Below are 23,714 nucleotides of genomic sequence, written 5' to 3'. Positions count from 1 at the left end.
AGAAAGGGAGCGGTGCGCCGCCTCGTTGCGTGCGGCCCCTCGAATCTCATCATAGTGCGACGGGGATCGGCGCCCGGCCCGCTGCCGGCGGCGCATGTGGCTATTCGAAAGTGCAGTCGTATTCGGTTCCGTTGCTGACCGCGGACGACGGCTTGTCGCGGTTTGACGCTCCATTAGCGGTTCCGTTAGCCATTCCTTCAGGCTGCGCGGCATGGACCGCAAGTCCAAGCGTCGTCGCTTGACGGATCAGATCGACGATGTTCGCGGCCTCCATCTTTTCCATCGCGTTCTTGCGGTGAATCTTCACCGTGTATTCGCTGATGTCGAGTTCTTCCGCGATCTGCTTGTTCAACATGCCTGTCGCAACATACGCGAAAACTTCGCGCTCGCGCGGCGTCAACAGGTCGTAGCGCGCGCGTACCCGTTTGACGTTCTTCGCGGTGCTCAGGCGTGCGCGATGACAATTGATCGCTTGTGCGATTGCGTCGAGCATGTCTTCTTCACGAAACGGCTTGTTCAGGAAGTCGATTGCACCTGCCTTCATCGCCTTGACCGTCATCCTGGTATCGGCGTAGCCGGTCAGGAAGACGATAGGAATCGGGAATTCCATCCGGTTGATTTCGTTTTGCAGGTGAAAGCCGCTTTGTCCCGGAAAGCGCACGTCGAGAACGATGCAGCCCGGTACTTCATCCGGTATCTTCGACTTGAGGAATTCGTCAGGGGAACCAAACGACCGCACCCGAACGCCGACCGAGCGAAGCAGGCAATCGAGCGCGGTGCGCACCGAGCAGTCGTCGTCCACGATAAAGACCGTCGGCGATCCGCCGTCGGCACCCTCGTCTTTTCCGTTTGTCAGCCATGTGTCCATCATTGCTCCTTGCATCCACGCGTTTTCCAAAGCGATGTTTCGAAGTCACTTCCGTGACGACCGCATGGTTAGTCCGGGCATTGGACAAAGCAAGGCTATGAATCGGGAAGCTGCGTACATGAAACTGGAAGACCGGGCCGCGCTCGCTCGACGTTCCTTGCGCCTGGGAGAGCGTGTAAATCGTGCATATCGAAACGATTGTCCGCGAATCGCGGATTGTGAATAGCCGCCGCATGCGCTTACGGTGAAGGGTTGTCTTGTACATAATCGCTCCCGGATTGAAGGACGCATCGTGCAAGACGATCTGATTGAACGCGGCTGGACCGACATGAACGCATTGCTGCCGAAGGCCGGCGCGATTCCCCCATCTTACGAGCCCGACCGACGCGCGTTGGGCCTGCATCGTCGAGATCGGGCCAGCGCAAATCTGCACGCTCGAAGCGAGCTGGCGTCACGACCTGTATGTGCTGCGTGGCAATCTCGAAGTCGACGCGCAGTGCGGTTGAACGAAATTGTGCCGGCAGCGTGTTGCGCAGCAGGAAATCGGGGCTTGCGACGAGCCATTTCGACACCTCGCCGATACGCAGCGCGCGATGGCTCGAGTCGGTCAATTCGCCTACGCGGATCGCGACGTCGCAACGTGCCGTGCAGTGCGTGAGCCGAAGGACTGACGAGGGACACGGCTTGGTCCGCGAGGCGCGCCATCTCGCGACAGGCGTCGAAGAACAACGCACCAGCTTCCGTGACACCGATGCACCGCGTGGTTCTGACGATCAGACTTACGCCGAGCTCGAGTTCGAGTCGTTGAATGCTTTTGCTGACCACCGACTTGCACACGGACATACGCCTTGCCGCTCGCGTGAGCGAACCGGTTTCGATCACGGCAACGTAAACGAGCAGATGTTCGAAAGTCAGATTGCGCAAGGAGGACATGGCTCGATCAACGATTGTCCATGTGCTTGCCGAGAAACGCGGCCGCGTGATCGAGCGCGTGCCGGGCCGCTTCGAGTTCCGCGACGCTTTGCTGAAAGACATGTTGCATGCCCGACCATTCCTGGAGCGTCACGTCATGGCCCCGGCCCCGCGCCTGTCTCGCGTAGCGCAGGGCATCGTCGTACAGAATTTCGTCGGAACCGACCTGAATCAGCAGCGGCGGGAGGCGATCTGGAATGCCGAACAACGGTGAAGCACGCGGATCGTCTGCGGCGGCGAACCGTAGATATCCGGTTGCCGCTGCACGCAGGGCGTTTTCTTCGAGAAGCAGATCCCTGGCCGCGCGGTCGCGGATGCTGGGACCGCCCAGGCTGAGATCCGTCCATGGAGAGAACACCACCGCGGCTGACGGCTTCGTGGTTTGCGCGAGCGTAGCGAGCGTGAGCCCGCCGCCGGCCGAGTCGCCCACGAGGCCGACTTTGCGATAAAAGAACGACAGGCGCTCGACGGCGGCGCTCGCGAGGTCGAGGGCCGCGGGCAAGGCGGTCTCGGGCGCCAGCGGGTATTCGAGGATAAAGACGGTCCGTCGCGCACGCGCGGCGATCTGGCTGACAAGCCCGCAATACGCGGGCGCCGTGCCCATTGTGTACGCTCCGCCGTGCAGATACAGCAGGGCCTGATCCTCGATGCGGTCCTCGGGCACGCAAACCCAGCCGGGCACGGCTGCGTCGGTGGACGGATGCAGCGATACGCCGGGTGCCGGCGGCGTCATCGCGAAGAATGCATCGTAGACGACGCGCGGCGAAATGCCGGTCAGCACGCGAGACCACGCTCGCTTGAACGCGCGATGGAGTTCGGGCCTGGCCTCGCTGTCCGGTTGCGACAGCGGAAAAACTTCGATCGGAAGAACCGTGTCGGTCTGTAGCATGGAAGCCTCGCGGTGCAGCAGATGCTCGGAACAGCGGGTACTGCGGATACTCGACGGGCGATGGGTTGCGCGAACCGGCGCGCCGACCATGCCGAATGCGGCGCCTATCTTGCGTATCCGTGCGCGACCTGGCCCATGAGCGTGGCGAACGGCATGTCGAGCGCCTCGTAGACCGCGCCGGCCTGTGGATCGGCGTTGTCGCCCATGATCTCGACCATGGTCGTCGCGTAGTCGGACACTTCGATGCCCAGTGCGACGAGGCGCGCCAAACCGGCTTCGTGCTTGTAGCTGCTGAAGGTGCCGCAGGCATCGAGCGCCACCACGGGCTGGAAGCCTTCGTCGCGCGCCGAAATCGCAGGAAGCGACGCGCAGACCTCGAAACTGAGGCCTGCGATGATCAGATGGTCGCGGCCCGTGGCCTTTACCTTTTCGACGAAACGCGGCTCGTCCCATGCATTGACGGTCGAGCGGTCGAGAATCGGATCGTCGCCGAGCACCGCGCGCAGCTCCGGGATAGTGGGCCCCCACATGCTGTCGCGTGCGGTCGTGACCGCGATCACGGGTAGATCGAGCGCCCGTGCGGCCTTGGCCAGGCCGACGACGTTGTGCTTGAGCTCGCCCACGCCGATGTCGCGCACGCCTGTGAAAAGTCCGACCTGATGGTCGATCAGCAGAACGGCAGTATTGTCGCGGGTCATGCGGGTACGGGATTGAGCCATCGTCGTCACCTTTGTTTGCGTGGAACCACGGATGGTTGGCGCGCCGTCTGCATTAAGCAAGGCTGTGGCGCCGGAAGGTGCGTGCAAGATTCTGGAAGATCGGCATCGCGCCGGTTTCGCGCGGTTTCGACGAGGCAAGCCGTTTGTGGCATAGCTGTCGCACGCAGCGTCCAATTGTATGTACAACGAGTTAGCATCGAAGGGAATGTAAGATATGCATCATAAATACGCGCCATCCAGCCCGATGGACGCTTCCCTCGACGCCCACTAAGGAAAGCGATCAATGTTGGATCTGAACGACGTGTACTACTTCGTGCAGGTTGTCGACCATAAGAGCATTACCGCGGCCGCTCGCGCGCTCGCGCTGCCCAAATCGACCATCAGCTATCGGATCAACCAGCTCGAAGGTCAACTCGGCGCCCGGTTGATCAACCGCACCTCGCGGCAGTTTGCGGTGACGGATATCGGCGCCGAGTTTTACCGCCGCGCGCGCCTGATGCTGCAGCAGGCGCAGGCAGCCGAATGCGCGGTGCGCCAGCGCATGACCGTGCCGAGCGGGCTCGTGCGCATTTCGGTGGCGGTTGCCACGTCCCAATTTGTCATGAGCAAGCTGTTGCCGGAATTCGGCCGGCAGTTTCCGCAAATCCGGCTGCTTCAGCGTACATGCGATGCGGAAGTCGATATCGTGGCCGAGGGCTTCGACGTCGCGGTCCGCGCGCACTCGGTGCCGTTACAGGACTCGAACCTGATTCAACGGCCGCTTGCGCCAACACCGTGGATGCTGTTTTGCAGCCCGCAATACATCGAGAGCGCGGAACCGATCGTGCGGCCCGACGATCTGCTGCACCGGCCGGCCCTGTTCATGATTCGCGAGGGCGTGCCGTTCCAATGGTCGCTTCGGCATCGCGACGGCGACATTCAGACGCTGCGCATCGAGCCCGTCCTGATGACCGACTGCATGTTGACGCTGAAGGACGCGGCGGTCGGCGGCCTCGGCATCGTTGCGTTGCCCGGATATGTCTGCCGGGCTGAACTCGAGCAAGGTCAGCTTGTGCGGGTGCTGCCCGACTGGACGGCGGGCGACGCGAGCCTGACGGCGCTGGTGCCGTACGGACAGAACCAGTTACCTTCGGTGCGAGCGCTGCTCGACTATCTGGTTGCGGAAATTCCGCGTGTTGTCGGCGGCCAGGTCGCTAAACCGCTTTAAAGAGACAATAAATATAGATTTAACGTTTTGCTTCTCTAGTTCTTAAGAACTAGGTGTCGCTAATTTGCATTGCCATATATATAAATAACGTTGTTCGCGCGTTCGAAACAGGAAGTCGAATGGCTTATCGGTTTCGCCTGGTCGATGCTGCATTCGCCCTGCGTGTCGGGCCGATGCAATCGCTGAATTACGATCGTCGAAGGTTTTCGAGGCTATCGCATTGCCGGGCGATGCTTTTTCCATTCAACTTTCAGCAAAAGAGAGGACGCATATGGCAAGTCTTAAAAAGCGCGATGGATCGAGCGTTACTTCCGAAAATCTGAGTCGATTTATTGAGAGCTTCAGCGGAAAGGCCTTTTATCCCAATACGCCTGCTTATGAAGCGGCACGCGTCATCTGGAACAGGCGAATATCCAGATCGCCGGGCCTGATCGTGCAGTGTTCATCGACTCACGAGATTGCTCAAGCGGTGAATTTCGCGCGAGAAAACGACCTGGTCATGGCGGTGAAGGGCGGAGGACACAATGTGGCCGGCCATGCGCTGTGCGACGACGGACTCGTGATCGACCTGTCGCCGATGAAGCAGGTCATCGTCGATGAAGACACGCCGACCGTGACGGTACAGGGGGGCGCCTTGCTCGAAGATCTCGATCGCGCCACGCATCGGTTCGGGCTCGCGGTGCCGACGGGCGTCGTATCGAAGGTCGGCGTCGCGGGACTCATGCTCGGCGGCGGATGCGGCTGGCTGTCGCGCCGCTACGGTTTGACGTGCGACAGCTTGTTGTCGTGTGAAATCGTTACGGCGCAAGGGGAGACGCTGACCGCACATCAGTCGGAGCATGCGGATCTGTTCTGGGCGATTCGGGGCGGCGCCGGTAACTTCGGGATCGTCTCGTCGCTGACTTTTCGCGCACATCCGGTTTCGAAGGTGTACGGCGGCTTCGTCGCATATCCGCGCAACGAAGCCGCGAAAGTGGTGCGCTCGTACCGCGACTTCATGGCGCACGCGCCCGACGAACTGACCGTCTACGCGGGCCTGATGTCGACGCCGGACGGGACACCCGCGGTCGCGTTGATGATGTGCTACTGCGGAACCGAAAGCGACGGCGAGCGCGTCACGCGGCCGCTGCTCGAAATGGGCACGCCGCTCTTTGCAGCGGTGCAGTCGATGCCGTTTCCCGACATGCAGAGACTTGCCGATCAAGGCAACCCCGACGGCATCCACAACTACTGGCGTTCGACGTTCATCAAGGAACTGAGCGACGCAGCGATCGAGCTGATCGTCGAGCAAAGCAATCTGGCCGCGTCGCCGTTGAGTATGGTTCTGCTGCAGATATTCGACGGTGCGGTGCGCAATATCGGCGTCGCAGACACCGCGTACTCGCAGCGCGACGCGGGCTTCAACGTTGCGATCGAAGCGAAATGGATCGAACAGCGAGACACGGAGCGCAATATCGGCTGGGCACGCGACTTTGCGAACGCGCTGCGGCCGCACTCGGCGAACACGTGTCTTGTGAACTTTCTGAGCGATGAAAGCGGGGCCGAGGTTCGAGCGGCATTCGGCAGCAATCATACGCGGCTGGCGCGGATAAAAGCGAAATACGATCCGGCGAACTTCTTCAGGCTCAATCCGAACATCGAGCCGCAGGCGTGAACGCGGCGCGGGTATGCGCGGGTATGCGTCCTCGACGCCCGCCAACGCCGCGTCCGGCGGCAACCCGCTCGCGGATCAGTCGAACAGCCCTTTGAAAACCGTGCTCATGCTGTCCACTTTCGCGAGGCCCTGAACGGCCGAAATAATGCGGTCGGCCTTGCTTTCGGATAGACCCGCAAAGTCGGTGCAGCCGCGAAACTTTCGCACTGCATCGTCGAACGACATCGGTTTTTGCGGGCTACCCCTGGCGAAATCGTTTTGCGCCGAGAATAGGCGTCCATCCTTCAGCTTGACCTCGACGTATGAGCGCATCGTGTCGGCGCCGGCCGCATCGGCCTGCGGGTTGTTATAGAAGTCTACGCGGCCAAGCATCTGCTGTAGCTCGGGGCGGTTGACGACGTCGTCCGTGAATTCGCCGAGTCCCGCGCGCCGCCTGACCAGAAGCACTGCCATGCAGTACTCCATGCTGAATTTGCCCTGTAATCCGGTCTTCGGACGGTGATGAATCAGGGTGTTGAGCATCTGCCGGTTCGTGCCGACGCGAACCCGGGCGACGTCGGTGGCCTCGATCCGATGCGTTTCGATGAGCGCGAGCATCGCATCCATTGCCGGATGCGTCAGCGATCCCGTCGGAAATGGCTTGATCGATACGCCGGGCGTCAACAGGGACCATGGCTTGCCGAACTTTCCTTCGGTTGCCTGAGGATTCCAGCCTCCGCCATATGCGCTGAAAAAGCCGCGTTTCGCTTCCAGAATGTTCTCCGCGGCCGTCCATCCCAATGCGGCGAGGTCGGCCGCCGTCACGCCGCATTCGGCCGCGTGGCCGGCCTGGAAAGGCTTCGTCATCGTGCCGAAGTTCTCGCGCAGGCCGGAAGCCTGAGCGCCGGCAATGCCGAACACATGGCGCAACGTGCGCGCGTCGAACCCGCGCATCTTGCCGGCTGCCGCCGCCGAGGCGAAGACGCCGCAGAAGCCAGTCGAGTGAAAGCCGCTCTCGTATGAGCGGGGCGCAATCGCTTCGCAAATCTTGGTCTCGACTTCGAGACCGACGTGATACGCGAGCATGAAGTCGCGTCCGGACCGGCCTAGCGCTTCGGCCATCGCGAGCGCCGACGGCACGGCTGTTACCGTGGGATGCGTGAGCAGTCCGTAGACGCGGTCTTTTGCCACGGCCAGTTGCGTGTCGTCGAAATCGTCCGCGTGGATCGCGACGCCGTTCGCGAATGCGGCAAAGCGCGGCGGCGCTTTGAGTTGGGTGCCGAGCACGCTCGACGCTCCCTTCAGTACGCCGAGCTCGTCCAGATACTGCTGAACCACGGGGCCGGTTTCGGCGCGCTGCCCGGCGACGGCGAGACCGAGCGCATCGAGAATGTGCATCTTGCCGAGTTCCACCAGTTCAGGCGGCAGGTCTTCGTATGCGACGCTTGCGACGAAGCTGGCGGCCTCGGCTGTGACGTCATACGTCGCTGCCGCGGGTGCAGCGGCGTCCGAATGTGCAGTGCTTTCCGACATTGGCTATGCGCTCCTTTGCGCGGCGAACGACCCGGCAGGCGAACCCTGTCGTTCGTCGAGCGGTTCTCCGAGGTAGGGCCGGTCCGGCCTTATCCAGTTCGCGGCGATCGGGCCGAGCAGCAGACACGCGATCGATAGCGCGAACACCGGTTGCCATGAATGCGTCGCATCGACGAGCCAGCCGACGATCGGCGGCGAAACCGACGCCGCGATGCCGAGGCCCGTATTCATGATGCTGCTCGAGGTGGCCGCATGATTCGGCGCGAGGTCCATCGCCACGGCCCACAGCGGCGCTGTCACGAGTTCGGAGAGGAACAGCGCGGCCGCCAGAGACAGTGCCGCGATATTCGGCGACGGATGCAGAAACATCGGAATGAAGAACACGATCGGGCCGAGAAAGCCGATCGTGATCATCGTCTGGCGTGCGCGGCGGATATTGCCGGTGCGCTTGAGCAGCAGATCGCTGAGCGAGCCGCCGAGCGTCGTGCCGACCACGCCGCTCAGAAAGATGCCCAAGCTGAACATCGCCGAGTGCTTGATGTTCAGGTGATAGTTCTGCGCAAAAAACGACGGCATCCAGTTCAGGAAGAACCACAGAATCCACCCATGGCAGAAGCTCACGAGTGTGGCCGGCCACAGCGCGCGCAGCAGCGGACCCCAGCGCATCGGCACGCGTACCTTGCTCGTCCTGACGGGAAGACGCGCGAGGTCTTCCGGTGTGATGCCCGGATGGTCGACCGGATTGTCGCGGTAGTACCAGACCCACAGCACGACCCACGCGAGGCTCGCGACGCCCAGAACGACGAACGCGATATGCCATGAGAACGCGGTGATCAGCGCGGCGACCACGATCGGCGTCGATGCATTGCCAAGGCGCGCGCACGCGTGCGTGATGCCTTGCGCGAAGCCGCGCTGTTCGGGTTTCATCCATGCGGTCATGGCGCGCGCGGACGTGGGAACGATCGGGCTTTCGCCGAGCCCGACGATAAAGCGCGCAAGCAGCACCATTGCGAAGCCGCTCGCGAGACCGGTCAGCAAGGTGCCGAAGCCCCACAGCAGGCCGCAGATCGCGAGCATCTTGCGCGAGCCCAGGCGGTCGGCGATCACGCCGCCCGGAATCATCGCGACCGCGTAAGTCAGCGCGAAGGCGGCGAACACGATGCCGAGCTGCGAATTGTTGAGGTGAAGATCGTGGCGGATCGCGAGCGCCGCCGTGGAAATATTCGTGCGATCGACGTACATCAGATACGACATGATGCACAACACGATCAGGACGCCAGTGGTGGCGGAAAACCGTCTGCGCGGCTGAGCCGATGCCATTGTCTCTCTCCATGCGCGCGCCGTGCGAAGCCGGCGCGGTTGCGACTGCCTGTGCCGTCGCTCGCGGGCGTGCGCCATTGACATGGCAGCGTGCGCCGCGGCGCGACATCGGTTGCTGCAACGCTGGGTGCCCGCGTATTTTTTGCGGGCCGGGGGGCGCCGGCTGTGTCGTATCGATCTTGTGTGTGCGCTGTGAGCGCGTTGTAAATGCGCGGGCCGGCGCGCCTCGCTTATTCGAGCACGGCGCCGTGCACGCCCGCCGCGAGCGTTTCTTTTTCCCAGCGCTTCATCGGCACGACTTCGGCCACCGGGCCATTCGGCGAGCGGAACTTGACCGGCAAATGACCGGGCGCGGTGAGGATCTCGCCGCCGTTCGCCTTGATCTGTTCGATAAACGCGTCGAGATCTTCCACTTCCATGCCGATGTGATGGATGCACGGTGCAGGACCCGCGAAGTCCGCTTCGTCGGCATTCGACGATTCGTAATGGATCAGCGTCAGGTCCATATAACCGTCGGTCAGGTGGTGCGAGACGTGGTCGCCGTTTTTGCCCTTGCGCAATACCGTATTCACATGCCGGTATCCGAATACGTTCTCATAGAACGCGCGTTCCTTCTCGACGTCCTCGACCTTGAAAGCAATGTGCTTGATGAAGTTGGGCATGGGTCCGCTCCTCGTAAAGGGCGCGCAGGAAGCGCGCGATGTGAGGCAGTCTAGGACGCACGTCATGACACGTCAATCGAATCATTCGAATGATTCGATTGATAACGGCGTTTTTGCGGGAAAACACCTGGACGGGATGCCGGCTGCGTGGTAAAAGGGCGCGTTCCTGTATCCTTCGCAGATTCGCCGATTCGCTGGCAAGGCGCCGAAGCCGCCGGCCGACGAGTCCGTACGGCCTTTGCCCCGGGCGCGTCGATAAACTGGAACCCAACGTCGCATTCAGCCATTTTCAGCCGCTTTCATTTTCAACCGATGCCAGTCATACGCAACGCGGGCGAACAGCCACTTTATGAAATCGTTCGGGCGGGAATTCTCGAACGGCTGCGCACGGGCGAATGGGCAGCGGGCGATAAAATTCCGACCGAGCCGCAACTGGCCGAGTCCTTCGGCGTCGGCATCGGCACGATCCGGCGCGCGGTCGAGGAACTGGTCGCGGAGCGGCTATTGATCCGGCGCGCGGGGCGCGGCACGATCGTCGCGCGTTTCGGCGAGAACCATCAGTTCGACCACTACTTCAACTTTGTTGACGAAAACGGCAACGCGGTCACGGTGTCGGCGCGCCTGTTGCGCTTCGGCAAGGAGCGCGCGACCGCCGAACTTGCGGAGCGGCTGAAGGTCGAACGCGGCTCGCGGCTCGCGAGCGTCGAAAATCTGCGGCTGCGCGACGATACGCCGCTGATGCTCGATCATTTGTGGTTTGCGCTCGATGTCTTTCCGAATCTCGATGCGCAGACGTTCGTGGCACGGCGCGGGTCGATTTATGGCTTCTATCAGGATCACTTTGGCATCTCGGTCGTGCGCGTCGTGGAGGATTTGCGCGGCGCGGTCGCCGACCAGAGAATCGCCGACGTATTGAATATCGACGTGGGGGCACCGGTGCTGCGCATCGAGCGTACCGCCTTTACGTTCAAGGACAAGCCGGTGGAGTATCGCGTGCGGGTTGTCTCGAGTGAAATTTCGTATCGCAATGTGCGCGGGTTGCAGGACTAGGGCGATCGATACAGGCAAGAGAGATATGAAAACAAGGATTGTTGACGACGAGGCTCGCGATCGCCTGATCCGCTGGCTGCGTCGCCGGATGGAAGAATTCGGCATCACCACTGAGGCGCTGGCGGCTTCGATCGCTGAAGATCGCCGTTATCCGCCGCTTTACCGCGATGCACGCGGTAACGAATGGAACGGCCAGGGGGAGATGCCGAGCTGGTTGCGGGCAGCACAAAACGCGGGCGTCGATCCGGCGTTCTTCCGCATCGAATCGAAGCCGGCCGCGCCGGCACCGGTCGTCGGCGCCGAGCCGAAACCGGGCGCCGACGATGCGCGCCAGCTCGATCTGTTCGCGTGACACGGAGAACGCATGCCGAGCCTTGAGCGCGTGCCGTCGTCCACGTTTATCGACGGGGCCTGGCGCCTCGTGTTGCGCATCGGATTCCGTTGCGCTCGCGTCTGGTGGCACATCCGGCGGCCTCGCCATGAAGGCGCGCTGGTCGCGATCTACGTCGGGCGCGACGTGTTGCTCGTGAAGTCCTCGTATCGGGCCGAGTGGAATTTTCCCGGCGGCAGTCTGCACCGCGAGGAGACGCCCGAGGCGGCGGCGCGGCGCGAAATGGAGGAGGAGATCGGACTGTCTTCGGGTACCGCGCTGCTCCCCGCAGGCACTGCGAGCGGAGTGTGGGACGGACGCAGGGACCGGGTGCATTTCTTCGAACTGCACCTCGAGCGCATGCCCGAACTGCGGCTCGATAATCGCGAGATTGTCGGCGCGCGTCTCGTGCCGCCGGACGAGTTGCCCGGTATGGCGTTGACCGAGGCGGTGGCGGCTTATCTCGGCGGACTGCCGCGCTGACTCCCCGGCTGACTTCCAGGCTAACTCTTCCGGGCTAACTTCCAGGCTGACTCTTCTGCGTCGATGCCCGCGTCGACTGCGGACGCTACGCTTCCCGTTTGCTGCGGCCGTACAGCAGCAGCATCGCCGCGATCACGACGCCGTAGATGATCTGGCGTCCCGCTTCCGGCATCTGGGCCACCGATAAAATCGATTGCAGCAGCGTGATGAGGATCGCGCCGGCCACGGTGCCGAGGTACGAACCGCGGCCGCCGAGAATCGACGTTCCGCCGAGCACGACCGCCGCGATCGCCGGCAACAGGTAAGCATCGCCCATCGACTGGGCGGCCTTCGAGGCATAACCGGCGAGCAGCACGCCGCCGAACGCCGCGAAGGCGCTGCACACGGCAAACGCGGCCACGGTGACGAGCCGCGTATTGATGCCGGAAAGATAAGCCGCGCGCTCGGTGTTACCGATCGCGTACAGCGTGCGGCCGAAGGTCGTGCGCGACAGCAGGAACATCGTGGCCGCGCCGATCAACACCCACAGCGCGACCGCATTCGGCACGCCGGGCACGAGCCAGCCGGCCGCGAGCCATCGCATCACGTGCGGCGCGGAATCCTGCGGCGACGACCCGCCCGTGTAGACGATCATGATGCCCTGCGCGACCGCATTGGTCGCGAGCGTCGCGATCATCGACGGAATGCGCAGCAGCGCGACGAGCACGCCGTTGACGATGCCGATCAGCATGCCGCAAGCGATGCCGGCCGGGATCGCGAGAATGCGCCCGGTTTCGCCGTGCCCTGCGACGGCGCACGCCATCATCGCGCCGACCGTGATCGTCCATGGCAGCGACAGGTCGATATGGCCGAGCAGAATCACCATCATGAGGCCGGTCGCGATAATGCCGAGGAACGCGCCGACCTTCAGCTGCAGCAGGATGTATTCGGGCGACGTGAAGTTTCGCGAGAACATGCCGCCGACGAGCAGCAGCGCGACGATGCACGCGAACGAGATGACGATCGGCCGGTCGATCCTGCGCGAGAGCCGGGATACGAACGTGTCGGGCCTGCCCGCGGAAACGCCGCTCATTGGAACCACTCCAGCCGGTTGCGCACCCTGAACAGCCCGCATGCGCCGATCGCGACAGCGAGCAGGAGAATCACGCCCTGGAACAGCGGCTGCCATAGCGCGTCGACATTGAACACGAACAGCAGGTCGCCGATCGAGCGGAACGCGAAGGCGCCGAAGATCGCCCCGATCGCACTGCCCCGGCCGCCGAGCAGCGAGACGCCGCCGATCACCACGGCGGCGATCGAAAACAGCGTATAGGAGTTGGCGCTGCCGAGGCTTGCTTCTCCGGTGTCGGTGAAAAACGTCAGAAAGAGGCCGCCGATCGCCGCGAGCAGGCCGGCTAACGTATAGCTCGCGAACTTCGCGCGCCGGATCGGCATGCCCGATAGAAAGGCCGCGGACTCGGACGAGCCGGTCGCGTACGCCGCGCGCCCGACCGTCGAACTTTTAAACGGCACCCAGACGAACACGACCGCCGCGAGCAGAATCAGCAGACTCGCGGGCACGAGGCCGGCGACCTTGCCGGTCAGCGCGTCGGCAAGGTCTTCGTTGATCGACCCGCCGGGCACCGGACGCAGCAGCAGCGCGAGCCCGTAATAGACGGCGCCGGTCGCGATCGTCGTTACGATGGGCTGCAGGCGGCCGTAGATGATGATGACGCCGTTGAGCGCGCCGCATAGCGCACCGGCTGCAAGCACGCCGACGATGCCGAGCGCGCTGTGCAGCGCATCGCCCGTGACGATCCACGATCCGATGCAATTCGTCAGCACGAGCATCATGCCGATCGACAGGTCGATGCCGGAGGTCAGCACGACGAGCGCCTGGCCCATCGACACGAGCGCGAGCAGCACCGCCTTGTTCGCGGCCGTCTGAAACACGTTTGCCGACAACGTCGACGGATAGTTGAACAGATAAATCGCGAACATCAGCGCGAACAGGGCAAACGCGAACATCGTCCCGCGATTTTCCGCATACCAGTAACGCAGCCCGCTCATCGCGCGACTCCCGTGGAAGGCGAAACCTGCCCGACGGGCAGGTCCAGTGCGCTGGCGATCAGGTTCTGCTCGGTGATCTCCGGCCCGACCAGTTCCTTTTTGATCCTGCCTTCGTACAGCACGAGCACGCGGTCGCAGCAGCCGATCAGCTCGTCGTAGTCGGTCGAGTAGAAAAGGATCGCGGCGCCTTCGTCGGCGAGACGCCTGAGCAGCTGGTAAAGCTCCTGCTTGGTGCCGACGTCGATGCCGCGCGTCGGGTCGCTGAGCAACAGGATGCGAGGCTGCCGGATCAGCCACTTCGCGATGACCACTTTCTGCTGATTGCCGCCCGAGAGCGAACCGACGGCCGCGTCGACGCCGAACGACTTGATCGCGAGCAGCTCCATCATCCGGGCGACCAGCGACTGCTGGCGGTCGCGATCGATCACGCCCGCGCTGGACATGCGGTCGAACGCGGCAAACGACAGGTTTTCGCGTACCGACATCGGCAGCATCAGGCCTTCGGTCTTGCGGTCCTCCGGAATCAGCGCCATGCCGACGCCGTTGGCGCGCGCTGCCACGGGGCTCGAGATCGACACGGCCTTGCCGTCGATTTCGATCTTGCCGGAGCAACCGCGCAACACGCCGAACAGCGCGAGCAGGAGTTCGCGCTGGCCTTGCCCGTCGAGACCGCCGAGGCCGAGGATTTCGCCGCGCCTCAACGAAAAGCCGATGCCCTGCAGCGCGTCGCCCCACGCGAGATCGCGGCACGCGAGAACCGGCGCGGCGGCGCCCGGTTGCCCGGCTTCGCCGGCGGGTTGGCGGGCCGGTTTATCGGGGAATACATGCTGGTATTTCCGGCCGATCATCATTTCGACAACCTCGTTGTCGGTGCGCGTGCCTGCTTCGAAGCTCATCACATGTCGACCGTTCCGATAAACCGTGCATTCGTCGGCGAGCGCCTTTACCTCGTGCATCCGGTGCGAGATGAACAGCAGCGCGAGGCCTTCATCGCGCAGGCGCTTGAGCACGTCGATGACGCGCGCCACGTCGGCCGCGGTCAGGGCCGAGGTCGCCTCGTCGAGAATCAGGATGCGCGGCTCGTGCGCGAGTCCCTTCGCGAGTTCGACCATCTGCTGGCGCGACAACGGCAGGTCGCGGACTTTCGCGAGCGGATTGATGTCGGCCGCACCGGCGCGGGCCAGCGCCGCCTCGGCCTGGCGGCGCTGCGCGCGGCGGTCGATCATGCCGAAGCGGCGCGGCGGGTTCGCGGCGAAGATGTTGTCGGCCACGCAGAGGTCGGGGATCAGCGACAGCTCCTGATAGACGCAGACGATGCCGGACGCGTTCGCTTCGGCGGGCGACGCGAACGAAACCGGGCGGCCGTCGAGGCGCATGGTTCCCTCGTCCGGCTGCACGACGCCCGACATCACCTTCAGCAGCGTGGACTTGCCCGCGCCGTTTTCGCCGAGGATCGCGTGGATGCGCCCCTTGCGCACCTCGAGGTTCGCGTGATCGAGCGCCACTGCGCCGCCGTAGCTTTTCGACACGCCCGACATCTGAAAGATCGGCTGTTCCACGTCCTGCGGCATGCTTTCGTCTCCGGTCACGGCGCGGGCCACTGGCGCGGTTACTGGTTACCCTGGTTCTGCTTCATGATTTCCTGCGCGGAGAAATTGATGCCGCAAGTCGGAAACGAGTTGCCGACGAAGAAGTTGTCCGATTCGTTGGGGAAGTAGTTGACGCCCGCTTTCAGCTTCGAATCGTCGGTGATATCGAGCGGCAGCTTGATGGCCACGGGAATCGTCTGGCCGTCGAGCGCGGCGAGCGCCGTCTTGATCGCCACGGCGACCTGCGCGGGACCGCTGCCGGCCGACGTGCATTTCAGGCCCTTGCTCCCATACTGTGCGCAGAACTTGCGAAAGCCGTTCTCCGTTTCGCCGCCGAACGGCACGAACGGATGTTTGGCATCGATCATCGCGCGCACCACGCCGGTGTCGCCGCCTTGCGCCGAGATGCCGTCGAAATGGCCCTGCACCGCAAACGCGTCGGCGGCGGCCTTTTGCGCGACGCCGTCGTCCCACTTGCCGTAAACCTGGACGATGTTCCACTTCTTGCCGGTCTCGTCGAGGGTTTTCTGGAAGCCGTTGTGACGGTCGGTGTCGACCGACGTGCCGGCCACCCCGCGAACCTCGAGCACCTTGCCGCCGTTCGGCACGTGTGTTGCGAGCCACTTGGCCCACAGTACGCCGAGCCCGTACTGGTCGACGTCTACGTTGATCGCGTCTTCGCTGTCGAGCGTATTGTCGAACGCGACCAGCACGACGCCGGCTTTCTTCGCGCGACGGATCGCCGGTCCGAACGAGGAGGGATTCTGCGCGTCGACGATGATCGCGTCGTAGCCGGCATCGATGAAATTGTTGACGGCCGAGATTTGCGCCGGCACGTCCTCGCCGGTCGAGACGACCTTGAATTCCTTGAGCTTCGCGGCAACGGCCGGCTGCGCCGTATAGGCCTTCGCCGTCTTGATCATCTGGATGCGCCAGGTGTTCGCGATATAGCCGTTGACGAGCGCGATCCGGTAAGGTCCATTCTTCTTCGGATACTTGACGAACTTCGTGTCGCTCTTCCACGGCACCATGCACGCGGGATCGCCGGCCGGGCCCGGAACGATCGATGCCTGAGCGGAAGCTGCGCTCGCGCCGAGCGCCAATGCCGCGGTCGCCGCCGCTCGAAGCACCTGGATTCCTGAAAGCATGTTGTCTCCGTTTTGTTGGATTGAACTTACTGACTGGCGGCGCACACGGCTCGTCGCGAATAGCCGACGCGGTGTGCGTAATGCAGGGAATCTTGCGGACAGGTTGCAGCGGAATCGGATCGGCCTCGCCGGCTCGATGTAACGGCCTTTTCAAAGGCGCCCCGCGAAGCGAAACGGAGCCCATGCGCGAACACCGCCGATCTGACAAAACGGATTGTCACTGGCATACCAATGCGCGCGCGATAGTGGTTTACCAGTGCGCCCGGGCGCGGCCCGATCGGGTGCAAAGCCGCGCCGTTCGTGGCGATCGGCAAGCGCCACGTACGCGGTGCGGACGGTAAAATTCACGGAACATACCGTTGCATTGGAGTCGATGTTTGACAGAGCTGAAGCAGGGCTTCATTTTGACCCGCCACTGGCGAGATTCGCCGGCTGGGACGGAGGTGGTGTTCTGGCTGGCAACGGACGACGGGCCGCGCCAGCTTCGCCTGCGTCCGCAGGAATCCGTTGCGTTTGTTCCCGCCGCGCAGCGCGAGCGCATCGAATCGATCCTGCATCGCGAATCGTCATTCGCGGGCATCGAATTGCGTCCGCTCGAACTGTGCGACTTCCACCATCGTCCGGTGCTGGGGCTGTACAGCGAGCAGTACCGGCAACTGACGCGGCTCGAGAAGCGTCTGAAGCAGGGCGGCGTCGACGTCTACGAGGCAGACGTCTTTCCGCCCGACCGGTACATGATGGAGCGCTTCGTCACGGCGCCCGTCTGGTTCAGCGGGCGGTCAGACGGCAAGGATGCGAGCGGTGCGACGGCTGCGTTGCTGGACGGCGACATGAAGCCCGCGCCGGGCTATCGCCCGCGGCTGCGCGTGGTATCGCTCGACATCGAGACCAGTGCCAAAGGAGAGCTCTATTCAATCGCACTCGAAGGCTGCGGGCAGCGTCAGGTTTATATGCTCGGCCCGGCAAACGGCGACGGCAGTTCAGTCGATTTCGCGCTCGAATACTGCGAGAGCAGGCCGATGCTGCTCGAACGGCTGAACCAATGGATGGCCCGGCACGACCCCGATGCGATCATCGGCTGGAATCTGGTGCAGTTCGATCTGCGCATTCTTCATCAGCACGCGCAGCAGTACGGCGTTCCGTTGCGTCTGGGCCGTGACGGCAGCGCGATGGAATGGCGGGAACACGGGCTGACACAAGGCCATTTCTTCGCGGGCGCCGCCGGACGGCTGATCATCGACGGTATCGAAGCGCTGCGCTCGGCGACCTGGAGCTTCCCGTCGTTCAGCCTCGAGTCCGTTTCGCAGACGGTGCTGGGCGAGGGTAAGGCGATCGACAACGCCTACCAGCGCATGGACGAAATCCAGCGCCGCTTCGACGAAGACAAGCCCGCGCTCGCGCGCTACAACCTCAAGGACTGCGAGCTTGTGACGCGCATCTTTGCGAAAACCGAACTGCTCGCGTTTCTGCTCGAGCGCGCGACCGTGACGGGCCTGCCGGCGGACCGCAGCGGAGGCTCGGTCGCGGCGTTCACCCATCGCTATATGCCGCTCATGCACCGGCTCGGCTATGTCGCGCCGAATCTCGGCGATGTCGCGGGTGCGCCGAGCCCGGGCGGCTTTGTGATGAACTCGCGGCCGGGTCTGTACGACTCGGTGCTCGTGCTCGACTACAAAAGCCTGTATCCGTCGATTATCCGCAGTTTCCTGATCGATCCGGTCGGGCTCGTGGAAGGCATGCGCAATCCCGACGATGCGGACTCGGTTGCCGGTTTTCTGGGCGCGCGTTTTTCGCGTACGCGGCATGGGCTGCCGTCCGTCGTCGCGCAGATCTGGGAAGCGCGCGAGGCAGCCAAACGCGATCACAACAAGCCGTTATCGCAGGCGTTGAAGATCATCATGAATTCGTTTTACGGCGTGCTCGGTTCGACCGGGTGCCGGTTTTTCGATCCGCGGCTTGCGTCGTCGATCACGATGCGCGGTCACGAGATCATGCGCAAGACACGCGAGCTGATCGAGGAGCAGGGCTACGAGGTGATTTACGGAGATACGGATTCGACCTTCGTCTGGCTCAATCACGCGCGCACGGAAGAGGAAGCTGCACACATTGGGCGCACGCTCGTCACGCATATCAACGCCTGGTGGCAGCGCGATCTGCGCGAGCGCTTCGGGCTGCAGAGCGCACTGGAGCTGCAGTTCGAGCGCCACTACCGGCGCTTTTTCATGCCGACTATCCGGGGCGCGGAAGAGGGCAGCAAAAAGCGCTATGCGGGTCTTACGCTGCGGGAGGATGGCAGCGACGAAGTGGTCTACAAGGGGCTCGAGACGGTGCGCACCGACTGGACGCCGCTTGCGCAGCGGTTCCAGCAGGAGCTTTATTTACGCGTGTTCAGGCAGGAGCCATATCGCGACTATGTGCGTGATTACGTGCGCCGGACGTTGAGCGGGGAGTTCGATGAACTGCTCGTGTACCGCAAGCGGCTGCGTCGTCCGCTCGCCGCGTATGAGCGCAATGTGCCGCCGCATGTCCGCGCAGCACGGATGGCGGACGAGTTCAATATGCGGCAAGGACGGCCGCTGCAATATCAGAGCGGCGGATGGATCAGCTATGTGATGACGGGCAGCGGCCCGGAGCCGCTCGAAACGTGGCGATCGGGGATCGATTACGGACACTATCTGAGCAATCAGTTGCAGCCGGTGGCGGACGCAATATTGCCATTGCTGGGCGATGACTTCGAGACGCTGACCAGTGGGCAGCAGACGCTTTTCTAGCTTGGGAATCGTGCTGGCTGCCGCAGACGCCTCGTAGCGTTTCATGCGAAACGGCGCGGACGGTTTCATAATACGAAGCGATGCAGATCAACCCGCAACAGGACGACTGATGACCCGATACGTGGCGCTCCTGCGCGCCGTGAATGTAGGCGGCACCGGCAAACTCGCGATGTCCGAATTGCGGGCCATGTGCGAGTCGCTTGGATTTACCGGTGTACGCACCTATATCGCAAGCGGCAACGTGGTGTTCGAAAGCAGGCTCGGCGAGACTGCGGTGAAGGCGCGGCTCGAACATTGTCTGGAGATTTACGCCGGCAAGCCGGTCGGCGTTGTGGTCCGAACGGGCGCGGAAATGGCTGCGGTTCTTGCCGCAAATCCCTTTAGAACTGCTCCGTCGAACCGGACGGTTGCCATCTTTCTCGACGCGCCGCCGGCCGCGGACGCGCTGTCTGATGTGCGGGGCAAGCAGGACGAAGAGATCGCGCTGGGGTTGCGCGAGATTTTCGTGCACTACGGTAGCGGCATGGCGCACTCGCGATTGAAAATTCCGGCTGCGATCACGGGGACCTCCCGCAATATGAACACAGTGGAAAAACTCGCGGAGTGGGCGACCAGCTAGCTCGATGGCTCTGCGCCCGTCTCATGTAGCGGTGTCTCGACAATGCCGCTCGCCGCTGATATTCGTCACGGAGCACTGGAGCGGCAAGCGCGCTGCGCGACAGTTTTCTCCAGCACGCGGCGATTACCTGATGCATGGGGCGGTTCACACCGCCCGGCCTCGACGTGACTTTGCGATGAGCCAATCCATGGCAGCGAGCAGCAGTGCCGAAACGACAAACGTGATATGCACCGCCATTCCCCACGCGACAGTTCGAGTGCCGACCTGTTCGATTGTCAGGAATCCCTGCAACACCTCGATTGCCGATATCGCCACGATGGACGCCATCAGTTTCAGCTTGATGTCGCTAAATCCGACATTGCCGATCCAGTCGGGCGTGTCCTTATGCCCGTCCAGCTCGAGCTTCGAAACGAAGTTCTGGTAACCGCCGAAGATGATCATCAACAACAGATTCGCCATAAGCGATAGATCGATAAGCGAAAGAACGCCGAGGATCACATCGTCGGAATCGCTTGAAATGAGGCTCGTTGCCATATGCCAGAACTCCTGTCCGAACTTTACGAGCAGCATCAGCAGACTGAGCGTGAGACCTGCATAGATCGGCGCGAGAATCCAGCGGCCTGCGAAAATACCCTGTTCCAGCGTGCGTTCGCCAATGCCGGGGGCACGCCCGCTGGTTTGATCTGTCGGCTTCATTCAGAATTCCTCAGGAAAATCCAGCCTGGCTGGTAGCGGAACACTCCGTTCGGCCCGGGCGCGGTCGTGCGGTTGGGAGGCGCACGCGGGCCTTGAACGGGAGTAACACGATATGTGCCCGAACGAACCGCCGCGATGCTAGCGGTCCGTGAATCCGAGCCCTATGCTTTAAATGGCATATCGCGCCGTATTGCAACGGCAACGGAAGGCATCATGAAGCGCGCATTCATTTCGCTGGCTGCGGCAGTCGCGCCGGCGTGTCTATGCGATGCCGCGTTCGCGCATGGGAGCGTCGGCGTTTACGTCGGCGGTCCTGTTTATGTCGGACCGCCACCGGTTATCTATCGACCGTATCCACCCGCGATTTACGGGCCGCCGCCGGTTCTGTACCGGTCGCCGCCTGTCGGTTACTGGCGCGCTCCCGGGTATTACTATGGTTACCCGTACGGCTATCGGCCCTGGTGGGGGCGGCCCTACTGGCAAGGCTACGGATATGGCTACGGCGGCTATCGTGGCTGGCATCATTACAGGTATCGCCGTTGAGAAGAGCCCGTTGAAATGGCGCCACGGCTTCGCAAAAGACCTGCCTCGCCCACACAATGAATGCGACGCGCCGTGTCGTCGATCGTATGCGGGCCGGGCACGCCAGAGGCTCGATGGCCCGGACTCGCGGCAATGAAATTCTTCGGGTGGATACTGCTCGTTATCGTCGCGTGTGTCGCCCCGCTTGCAGGGGGCGCCATGCTGCAGGATCGTCTGCTGTACTTTCCGAATAAGGCCGCCGTTCCCGATGTCGTTTCGGAGGAATTTCGGGCGTGGCCGACACCCGAGGCTTTCCGCGGGCTCGTGGCCGAGCCGCGAGGAGCGGCGCGCGGCACGGCCATCGTCTTTCACGGTAACGCGGGACACGCGGGCCACCGTGCGCAGTACGCCGCGGCGCTCACGCGGCTGGGGCTGCGCGTGATTCTTGCCGAATACCCGGGCTACGGGCCACGCGACGGCGACCCCGGCGAACGACGCCTCGCTACCGATGCAGAACAGACGATCGCGCTTGCGCATGATCTGTACGGCGCGCCACTGCTGATTGTCGGGGAGTCGCTCGGGGCCGCCGTCGCGGCTTCGGTTGCATCCCGCGAGCGTGACAGGATCGCGGGTCTGCTTCTCGTCACGCCATGGGATTGCCTCGAGCACGTCGCTGCATATCACTATCCATGGCTGCCTGTGAAGTGGCTGCTGCGCGACCGATACGACAGTGCGACGCAACTCGGTTCGTTCGACCGTCCCGTTGTCGTCGTCGCGGCGCAGCGCGACAGCATCGTCCCTGTGCGCTTCGGCGAAGCGCTCCACAACTCGCTGTCAGGGCCAAAACGGCTGATTGTCGTGAAAGACGCCGGGCACAACGACTGGATCGGCTACGTCGACGAATCGTGGTGGCGCGCGGTGATCGGCTTCCTGCTGGATCGATCAGGATGATTGCGCGGACATGCCGGAGTCCGCCAGGTGGCGTTGGGTAGAACCTTGATTACATTATCTGGTCAATGCCATTACCGGACGCTGTCCCGTTCATACTGGCAACTTGCACCGCCCATTGCCTCGATGCAGCCCATGCGAAGGAGCAAACCGATGCGCGGCTTGTCGATCATCGCTGTCGAAGCTCCCATGCGAGCAGCGGGAAGGTTTATCGTGCTGATCGCTGCGCTGGCCCTCGCCGGATGCGGCTACAACACGATCCAGCGCGAGGACGAACAGGTCAAGGCAAGTTGGTCTGAAGTGCTTAACCAATATCAGCGCCGTGCCGACCTCGTCCCCAACCTCGTGAATACGGTCAAGGGTTATGCCAATCAGGAGAAAGAGGTCCTGACACGTGTGACCGAGGCGAGAGCGCAGGTGGGCTCGCTTCGCGTAAGCCCGGACACGCCGTCCGATCCCGAGGCATTCTCGCGGTTCGAGGCTGCGCAAAGCCAGCTCACCTCGTCTCTTTCCCGTCTGCTGATCGTGTCGGAGAACTACCCGCAACTGAAATCGGATGCGAATTTCAGGGATTTGCAGGCGCAGCTCGAAGGGACGGAAAACCGGATTACGGTAGCCCGCACGCGTTACATCCAGGCCGTCCAGCAATACAACTCAACGGTGCGGTCGTTTCCGAATAACCTGACCGCAAAGATGTTCGGCTACACGGAGAAGCCGAATTTTTCGGTTGCCAACGAAACGGAGATCGCAAGACCGCCGCGCGTCGATTTCGGCGGGACGCCAGCCTCCTCGGTTGGAGGGAATAATTGAAGGTTTTCCGCATACTGTTCGCGCTCGTTTGTCTGGTCCTGGCGTTTATTGCCATTGACGCCTACGCCGACGCATCGATACCGCCCCTGACGGCGCGGGTCGTCGATGAGACGGGCACGCTTTCGTCCGAACAACGGTCGTCCCTCGAAGCGACTCTGAAAGACTTCGAGTCACGCAAGGGCGCCCAGATCGCGGTGTTGATCGTGCCTACCACGCAACCGGAAACGATCGAGCAGTATTCGATACGCGTGGTCGAGCAATGGAAGCTCGGGCGTAAGAAAGTCGACGACGGCGCCATGCTGATCGTGGCGAAAAATGACCGTACCCTTCGAATCGAAGTGGGATATGGCCTCGAAGGGGCGCTCAATGACGCGACCAGCAACCGCATCATCGAGGAGACGATCGTGCCCCGGTTCAAGCAAGGCGATTTCTATGGCGGCGTGAAGGCCGGGCTCGATAGCATGATGAGCGTCATAAGCGGCGAAGCGCTGCCGCCGCCGTCTCGCCGACCCGGGGGAACCGATGGCGTTACGGGTCTGCTACCGGCATTGCTCGTGATAGCGATCGTTGCGGGCGGGGTGCTACGCGCACTGTTCGGGCGCCTGCCTGGCGCGATGGTGACCGGTGGCGTGGTCGGTGCGATCGCATGGCTGTTCTCCGGCGCCCTCGTCCTCGCCGTCATTGCGGGCGCGATAGCGCTGGTGTTTACGCTGGCAGGCAGCGGCATCGGCGCGTTTGCCGGCGGCCGATACCTCGGCGGCGGTCCAGGGGGCCTCGGCGGCCGTTCGAATCGCGATATCTTTCGCGGCGGTGGAGGCGGGTTCGGCGGCGGCGGCGCGTCGGGCAGGTGGTAACC

23 protein-coding genes are annotated in these 23,714 nt (G+C 62.8%); 11 read left to right on the top strand and 12 right to left on the bottom strand.

Annotated elements, in window-relative coordinates:
- Nucleotides 1–100 precede the first annotated feature (100 nt).
- The 4 genes from QYH69_RS16790 to QYH69_RS16780 all read right to left on the bottom strand — a co-directional run bounded on the left by QYH69_RS16790 (nucleotide 101) and on the right by QYH69_RS16780 (nucleotide 3,448).
- Complete coding sequence (locus tag QYH69_RS16790; protein ID WP_308832976.1) at nucleotides 101–871, bottom strand: response regulator; 771 nt, start codon at nucleotides 869–871, stop codon at nucleotides 101–103.
- A 366-nt stretch (nucleotides 872–1,237) separates the two neighbouring features.
- Nucleotides 1,238–1,801 carry a LysR family transcriptional regulator gene (locus tag QYH69_RS36110; protein WP_374992431.1) on the bottom strand — a complete coding sequence of 188 codons (564 nt, stop codon included), beginning with the start codon at nucleotides 1,799–1,801 and terminating at the stop codon, nucleotides 1,238–1,240.
- Between the two features lie 7 nt (nucleotides 1,802–1,808).
- Nucleotides 1,809–2,729: an alpha/beta hydrolase fold domain-containing protein gene (locus QYH69_RS16785; protein ID WP_308832975.1), complete on the bottom strand. Its 921-nt coding sequence runs from the start codon at nucleotides 2,727–2,729 to the stop codon at nucleotides 1,809–1,811.
- 104 nt (nucleotides 2,730–2,833) lie between these two features.
- Nucleotides 2,834–3,448 (bottom strand): isochorismatase family protein, encoded by a 615-nt coding sequence (locus QYH69_RS16780; RefSeq protein ID WP_308832974.1) that lies wholly within the window; start codon nucleotides 3,446–3,448, stop codon nucleotides 2,834–2,836.
- 283 nt (nucleotides 3,449–3,731) lie between these two features.
- On the opposite strand from QYH69_RS16780, the gene QYH69_RS16775 reads away from it, so the two are divergent.
- Together QYH69_RS16775 and QYH69_RS16770 are read left to right on the top strand one after the other, a co-directional pair.
- Nucleotides 3,732–4,655 (top strand): LysR substrate-binding domain-containing protein, encoded by a 924-nt coding sequence (locus QYH69_RS16775; RefSeq protein ID WP_308832973.1) that lies wholly within the window; start codon nucleotides 3,732–3,734, stop codon nucleotides 4,653–4,655.
- 271 nt (nucleotides 4,656–4,926) lie between these two features.
- Entirely contained in the window at nucleotides 4,927–6,309 is a 1,383-nt protein-coding gene (locus QYH69_RS16770) for an FAD-binding oxidoreductase (protein ID WP_308832972.1), read from the top strand.
- A 75-nt stretch (nucleotides 6,310–6,384) separates the two neighbouring features.
- Here the strand turns inward: QYH69_RS16770 and QYH69_RS16765 are convergent, their stop codons facing one another.
- The 3 genes from QYH69_RS16765 to QYH69_RS16755 all read right to left on the bottom strand — a co-directional run bounded on the left by QYH69_RS16765 (nucleotide 6,385) and on the right by QYH69_RS16755 (nucleotide 9,803).
- Entirely contained in the window at nucleotides 6,385–7,821 is a 1,437-nt protein-coding gene (locus QYH69_RS16765) for an MmgE/PrpD family protein (protein ID WP_308832971.1), read from the bottom strand.
- 3 nt (nucleotides 7,822–7,824) lie between these two features.
- Nucleotides 7,825–9,141, bottom strand: coding sequence for an MFS transporter (locus QYH69_RS16760; RefSeq protein WP_308832970.1), 1,317 nt, complete (start codon nucleotides 9,139–9,141; stop codon nucleotides 7,825–7,827).
- A gap of 230 nt (nucleotides 9,142–9,371) precedes the next feature.
- Complete coding sequence (locus tag QYH69_RS16755; protein WP_075160613.1) at nucleotides 9,372–9,803, bottom strand: VOC family protein; 432 nt, start codon at nucleotides 9,801–9,803, stop codon at nucleotides 9,372–9,374.
- Nucleotides 9,804–10,115: 312 nt separating this feature from the next.
- On the opposite strand from QYH69_RS16755, the gene QYH69_RS16750 reads away from it, so the two are divergent.
- The 3 genes from QYH69_RS16750 to QYH69_RS16740 are packed head-to-tail and all read left to right on the top strand — an operon-like array spanning nucleotide 10,116 to nucleotide 11,706.
- Nucleotides 10,116–10,853 (top strand): GntR family transcriptional regulator, encoded by a 738-nt coding sequence (locus QYH69_RS16750; RefSeq protein ID WP_308832969.1) that lies wholly within the window; start codon nucleotides 10,116–10,118, stop codon nucleotides 10,851–10,853.
- Between the two features lie 25 nt (nucleotides 10,854–10,878).
- Nucleotides 10,879–11,205 (top strand): H-NS family nucleoid-associated regulatory protein, encoded by a 327-nt coding sequence (locus QYH69_RS16745; protein ID WP_308832968.1) that lies wholly within the window; start codon nucleotides 10,879–10,881, stop codon nucleotides 11,203–11,205.
- A 12-nt stretch (nucleotides 11,206–11,217) separates the two neighbouring features.
- Nucleotides 11,218–11,706, top strand: a complete 489-nt coding sequence (locus QYH69_RS16740; RefSeq protein WP_308832967.1) for an NUDIX hydrolase — start codon at nucleotides 11,218–11,220, stop codon at nucleotides 11,704–11,706.
- A gap of 85 nt (nucleotides 11,707–11,791) precedes the next feature.
- On the opposite strand, the gene QYH69_RS16735 is transcribed toward QYH69_RS16740, so the two are convergent.
- The 4 genes from QYH69_RS16735 to QYH69_RS16720 are packed head-to-tail and all read right to left on the bottom strand — an operon-like array spanning nucleotide 11,792 to nucleotide 16,492.
- Complete coding sequence (locus QYH69_RS16735) at nucleotides 11,792–12,778, bottom strand: ABC transporter permease (protein WP_308832966.1); 987 nt, start codon at nucleotides 12,776–12,778, stop codon at nucleotides 11,792–11,794.
- Nucleotides 12,775–13,755 (bottom strand): ABC transporter permease, encoded by a 981-nt coding sequence (locus QYH69_RS16730; RefSeq protein ID WP_308832965.1) that lies wholly within the window; start codon nucleotides 13,753–13,755, stop codon nucleotides 12,775–12,777. The genes QYH69_RS16735 and QYH69_RS16730 overlap by 4 nt, the downstream gene beginning before the upstream one ends.
- On the bottom strand, nucleotides 13,752–15,326 hold the full coding sequence (locus QYH69_RS16725) for a sugar ABC transporter ATP-binding protein (RefSeq protein WP_308832964.1): 1,575 nt from the start codon (nucleotides 15,324–15,326) through the stop codon (nucleotides 13,752–13,754). The genes QYH69_RS16730 and QYH69_RS16725 overlap by 4 nt, the downstream gene beginning before the upstream one ends.
- Before the next feature lie 38 nt (nucleotides 15,327–15,364).
- The gene (locus tag QYH69_RS16720; RefSeq protein ID WP_308832963.1) at nucleotides 15,365–16,492 is read right to left on the bottom strand and encodes a sugar ABC transporter substrate-binding protein; all 1,128 of its coding nucleotides are present in this window, start codon (nucleotides 16,490–16,492) and stop codon (nucleotides 15,365–15,367) included.
- A gap of 377 nt (nucleotides 16,493–16,869) precedes the next feature.
- On the opposite strand from QYH69_RS16720, the gene QYH69_RS16715 reads away from it, so the two are divergent.
- Both QYH69_RS16715 and QYH69_RS16710 read left to right on the top strand, forming a co-directional pair.
- Nucleotides 16,870–19,263 carry a DNA polymerase II gene (locus QYH69_RS16715; protein WP_308832962.1) on the top strand — a complete coding sequence of 798 codons (2,394 nt, stop codon included), beginning with the start codon at nucleotides 16,870–16,872 and terminating at the stop codon, nucleotides 19,261–19,263.
- A 109-nt stretch (nucleotides 19,264–19,372) separates the two neighbouring features.
- On the top strand, nucleotides 19,373–19,882 hold the full coding sequence (locus QYH69_RS16710; protein ID WP_308833040.1) for a DUF1697 domain-containing protein: 510 nt from the start codon (nucleotides 19,373–19,375) through the stop codon (nucleotides 19,880–19,882).
- Nucleotides 19,883–20,026: 144 nt separating this feature from the next.
- On the opposite strand, the gene QYH69_RS16705 is transcribed toward QYH69_RS16710, so the two are convergent.
- The gene (locus QYH69_RS16705) at nucleotides 20,027–20,578 is read right to left on the bottom strand and encodes a TIGR00645 family protein (RefSeq protein WP_308832961.1); all 552 of its coding nucleotides are present in this window, start codon (nucleotides 20,576–20,578) and stop codon (nucleotides 20,027–20,029) included.
- 213 nt (nucleotides 20,579–20,791) lie between these two features.
- On the opposite strand from QYH69_RS16705, the gene QYH69_RS16700 reads away from it, so the two are divergent.
- The 4 genes from QYH69_RS16700 to QYH69_RS16685 all read left to right on the top strand — a co-directional run bounded on the left by QYH69_RS16700 (nucleotide 20,792) and on the right by QYH69_RS16685 (nucleotide 23,712).
- The gene (locus tag QYH69_RS16700) at nucleotides 20,792–21,121 is read left to right on the top strand and encodes a hypothetical protein (RefSeq protein ID WP_308832960.1); all 330 of its coding nucleotides are present in this window, start codon (nucleotides 20,792–20,794) and stop codon (nucleotides 21,119–21,121) included.
- 132 nt (nucleotides 21,122–21,253) lie between these two features.
- Entirely contained in the window at nucleotides 21,254–22,051 is a 798-nt protein-coding gene (locus QYH69_RS16695) for an alpha/beta hydrolase (protein WP_308832959.1), read from the top strand.
- A 186-nt stretch (nucleotides 22,052–22,237) separates the two neighbouring features.
- A complete protein-coding gene (locus QYH69_RS16690) occupies nucleotides 22,238–22,858 on the top strand; it encodes a LemA family protein (RefSeq protein WP_308833039.1) in 621 nt (206 codons plus the stop codon).
- Nucleotides 22,855–23,712 (top strand): TPM domain-containing protein, encoded by an 858-nt coding sequence (locus QYH69_RS16685; RefSeq protein ID WP_308832958.1) that lies wholly within the window; start codon nucleotides 22,855–22,857, stop codon nucleotides 23,710–23,712. The genes QYH69_RS16690 and QYH69_RS16685 overlap by 4 nt, the downstream gene beginning before the upstream one ends.
- Nucleotides 23,713–23,714 lie beyond the last annotated feature (2 nt).

The sequence above is a fragment of the Paraburkholderia sp. SARCC-3016 genome (genome assembly GCF_031119615.1).
GTDB lineage: Bacteria > Pseudomonadota > Gammaproteobacteria > Burkholderiales > Burkholderiaceae > Paraburkholderia.
Note: the sequence above shows the minus strand (reverse complement) of the source record. Positions and strands in the feature narration are given on the sequence as shown.

What these genes read in the sequence shown, in the direction of transcription:
- QYH69_RS16790 (WP_308832976.1), bottom strand. Translation starts at nt 871, where the DNA reads ATGATGGACACATGGCTGACAAACGGAAAAGACGAGGGTGCCGACGGC.
- QYH69_RS36110 (WP_374992431.1), bottom strand. Translation starts at nt 1,801, where the DNA reads ATGTCCTCCTTGCGCAATCTGACTTTCGAACATCTGCTCGTTTACGTT.
- QYH69_RS16785 (WP_308832975.1), bottom strand. Translation starts at nt 2,729, where the DNA reads ATGCTACAGACCGACACGGTTCTTCCGATCGAAGTTTTTCCGCTGTCG.
- QYH69_RS16780 (WP_308832974.1), bottom strand. Translation starts at nt 3,448, where the DNA reads ATGGCTCAATCCCGTACCCGCATGACCCGCGACAATACTGCCGTTCTG.
- QYH69_RS16775 (WP_308832973.1), top strand. Translation starts at nt 3,732, where the DNA reads ATGTTGGATCTGAACGACGTGTACTACTTCGTGCAGGTTGTCGACCAT.
- QYH69_RS16770 (WP_308832972.1), top strand. Translation starts at nt 4,927, where the DNA reads ATGGCAAGTCTTAAAAAGCGCGATGGATCGAGCGTTACTTCCGAAAAT.
- QYH69_RS16765 (WP_308832971.1), bottom strand. Translation starts at nt 7,821, where the DNA reads ATGTCGGAAAGCACTGCACATTCGGACGCCGCTGCACCCGCGGCAGCG.
- QYH69_RS16760 (WP_308832970.1), bottom strand. Translation starts at nt 9,141, where the DNA reads ATGGCATCGGCTCAGCCGCGCAGACGGTTTTCCGCCACCACTGGCGTC.
- QYH69_RS16755 (WP_075160613.1), bottom strand. Translation starts at nt 9,803, where the DNA reads ATGCCCAACTTCATCAAGCACATTGCTTTCAAGGTCGAGGACGTCGAG.
- QYH69_RS16750 (WP_308832969.1), top strand. Translation starts at nt 10,116, where the DNA reads ATGCCAGTCATACGCAACGCGGGCGAACAGCCACTTTATGAAATCGTT.
- QYH69_RS16745 (WP_308832968.1), top strand. Translation starts at nt 10,879, where the DNA reads ATGAAAACAAGGATTGTTGACGACGAGGCTCGCGATCGCCTGATCCGC.
- QYH69_RS16740 (WP_308832967.1), top strand. Translation starts at nt 11,218, where the DNA reads ATGCCGAGCCTTGAGCGCGTGCCGTCGTCCACGTTTATCGACGGGGCC.
- QYH69_RS16735 (WP_308832966.1), bottom strand. Translation starts at nt 12,778, where the DNA reads ATGAGCGGCGTTTCCGCGGGCAGGCCCGACACGTTCGTATCCCGGCTC.
- QYH69_RS16730 (WP_308832965.1), bottom strand. Translation starts at nt 13,755, where the DNA reads ATGAGCGGGCTGCGTTACTGGTATGCGGAAAATCGCGGGACGATGTTC.
- QYH69_RS16725 (WP_308832964.1), bottom strand. Translation starts at nt 15,326, where the DNA reads ATGCCGCAGGACGTGGAACAGCCGATCTTTCAGATGTCGGGCGTGTCG.
- QYH69_RS16720 (WP_308832963.1), bottom strand. Translation starts at nt 16,492, where the DNA reads ATGCTTTCAGGAATCCAGGTGCTTCGAGCGGCGGCGACCGCGGCATTG.
- QYH69_RS16710 (WP_308833040.1), top strand. Translation starts at nt 19,373, where the DNA reads ATGACCCGATACGTGGCGCTCCTGCGCGCCGTGAATGTAGGCGGCACC.
- QYH69_RS16705 (WP_308832961.1), bottom strand. Translation starts at nt 20,578, where the DNA reads ATGAAGCCGACAGATCAAACCAGCGGGCGTGCCCCCGGCATTGGCGAA.
- QYH69_RS16700 (WP_308832960.1), top strand. Translation starts at nt 20,792, where the DNA reads ATGAAGCGCGCATTCATTTCGCTGGCTGCGGCAGTCGCGCCGGCGTGT.
- QYH69_RS16695 (WP_308832959.1), top strand. Translation starts at nt 21,254, where the DNA reads ATGAAATTCTTCGGGTGGATACTGCTCGTTATCGTCGCGTGTGTCGCC.
- QYH69_RS16690 (WP_308833039.1), top strand. Translation starts at nt 22,238, where the DNA reads ATGCGAGCAGCGGGAAGGTTTATCGTGCTGATCGCTGCGCTGGCCCTC.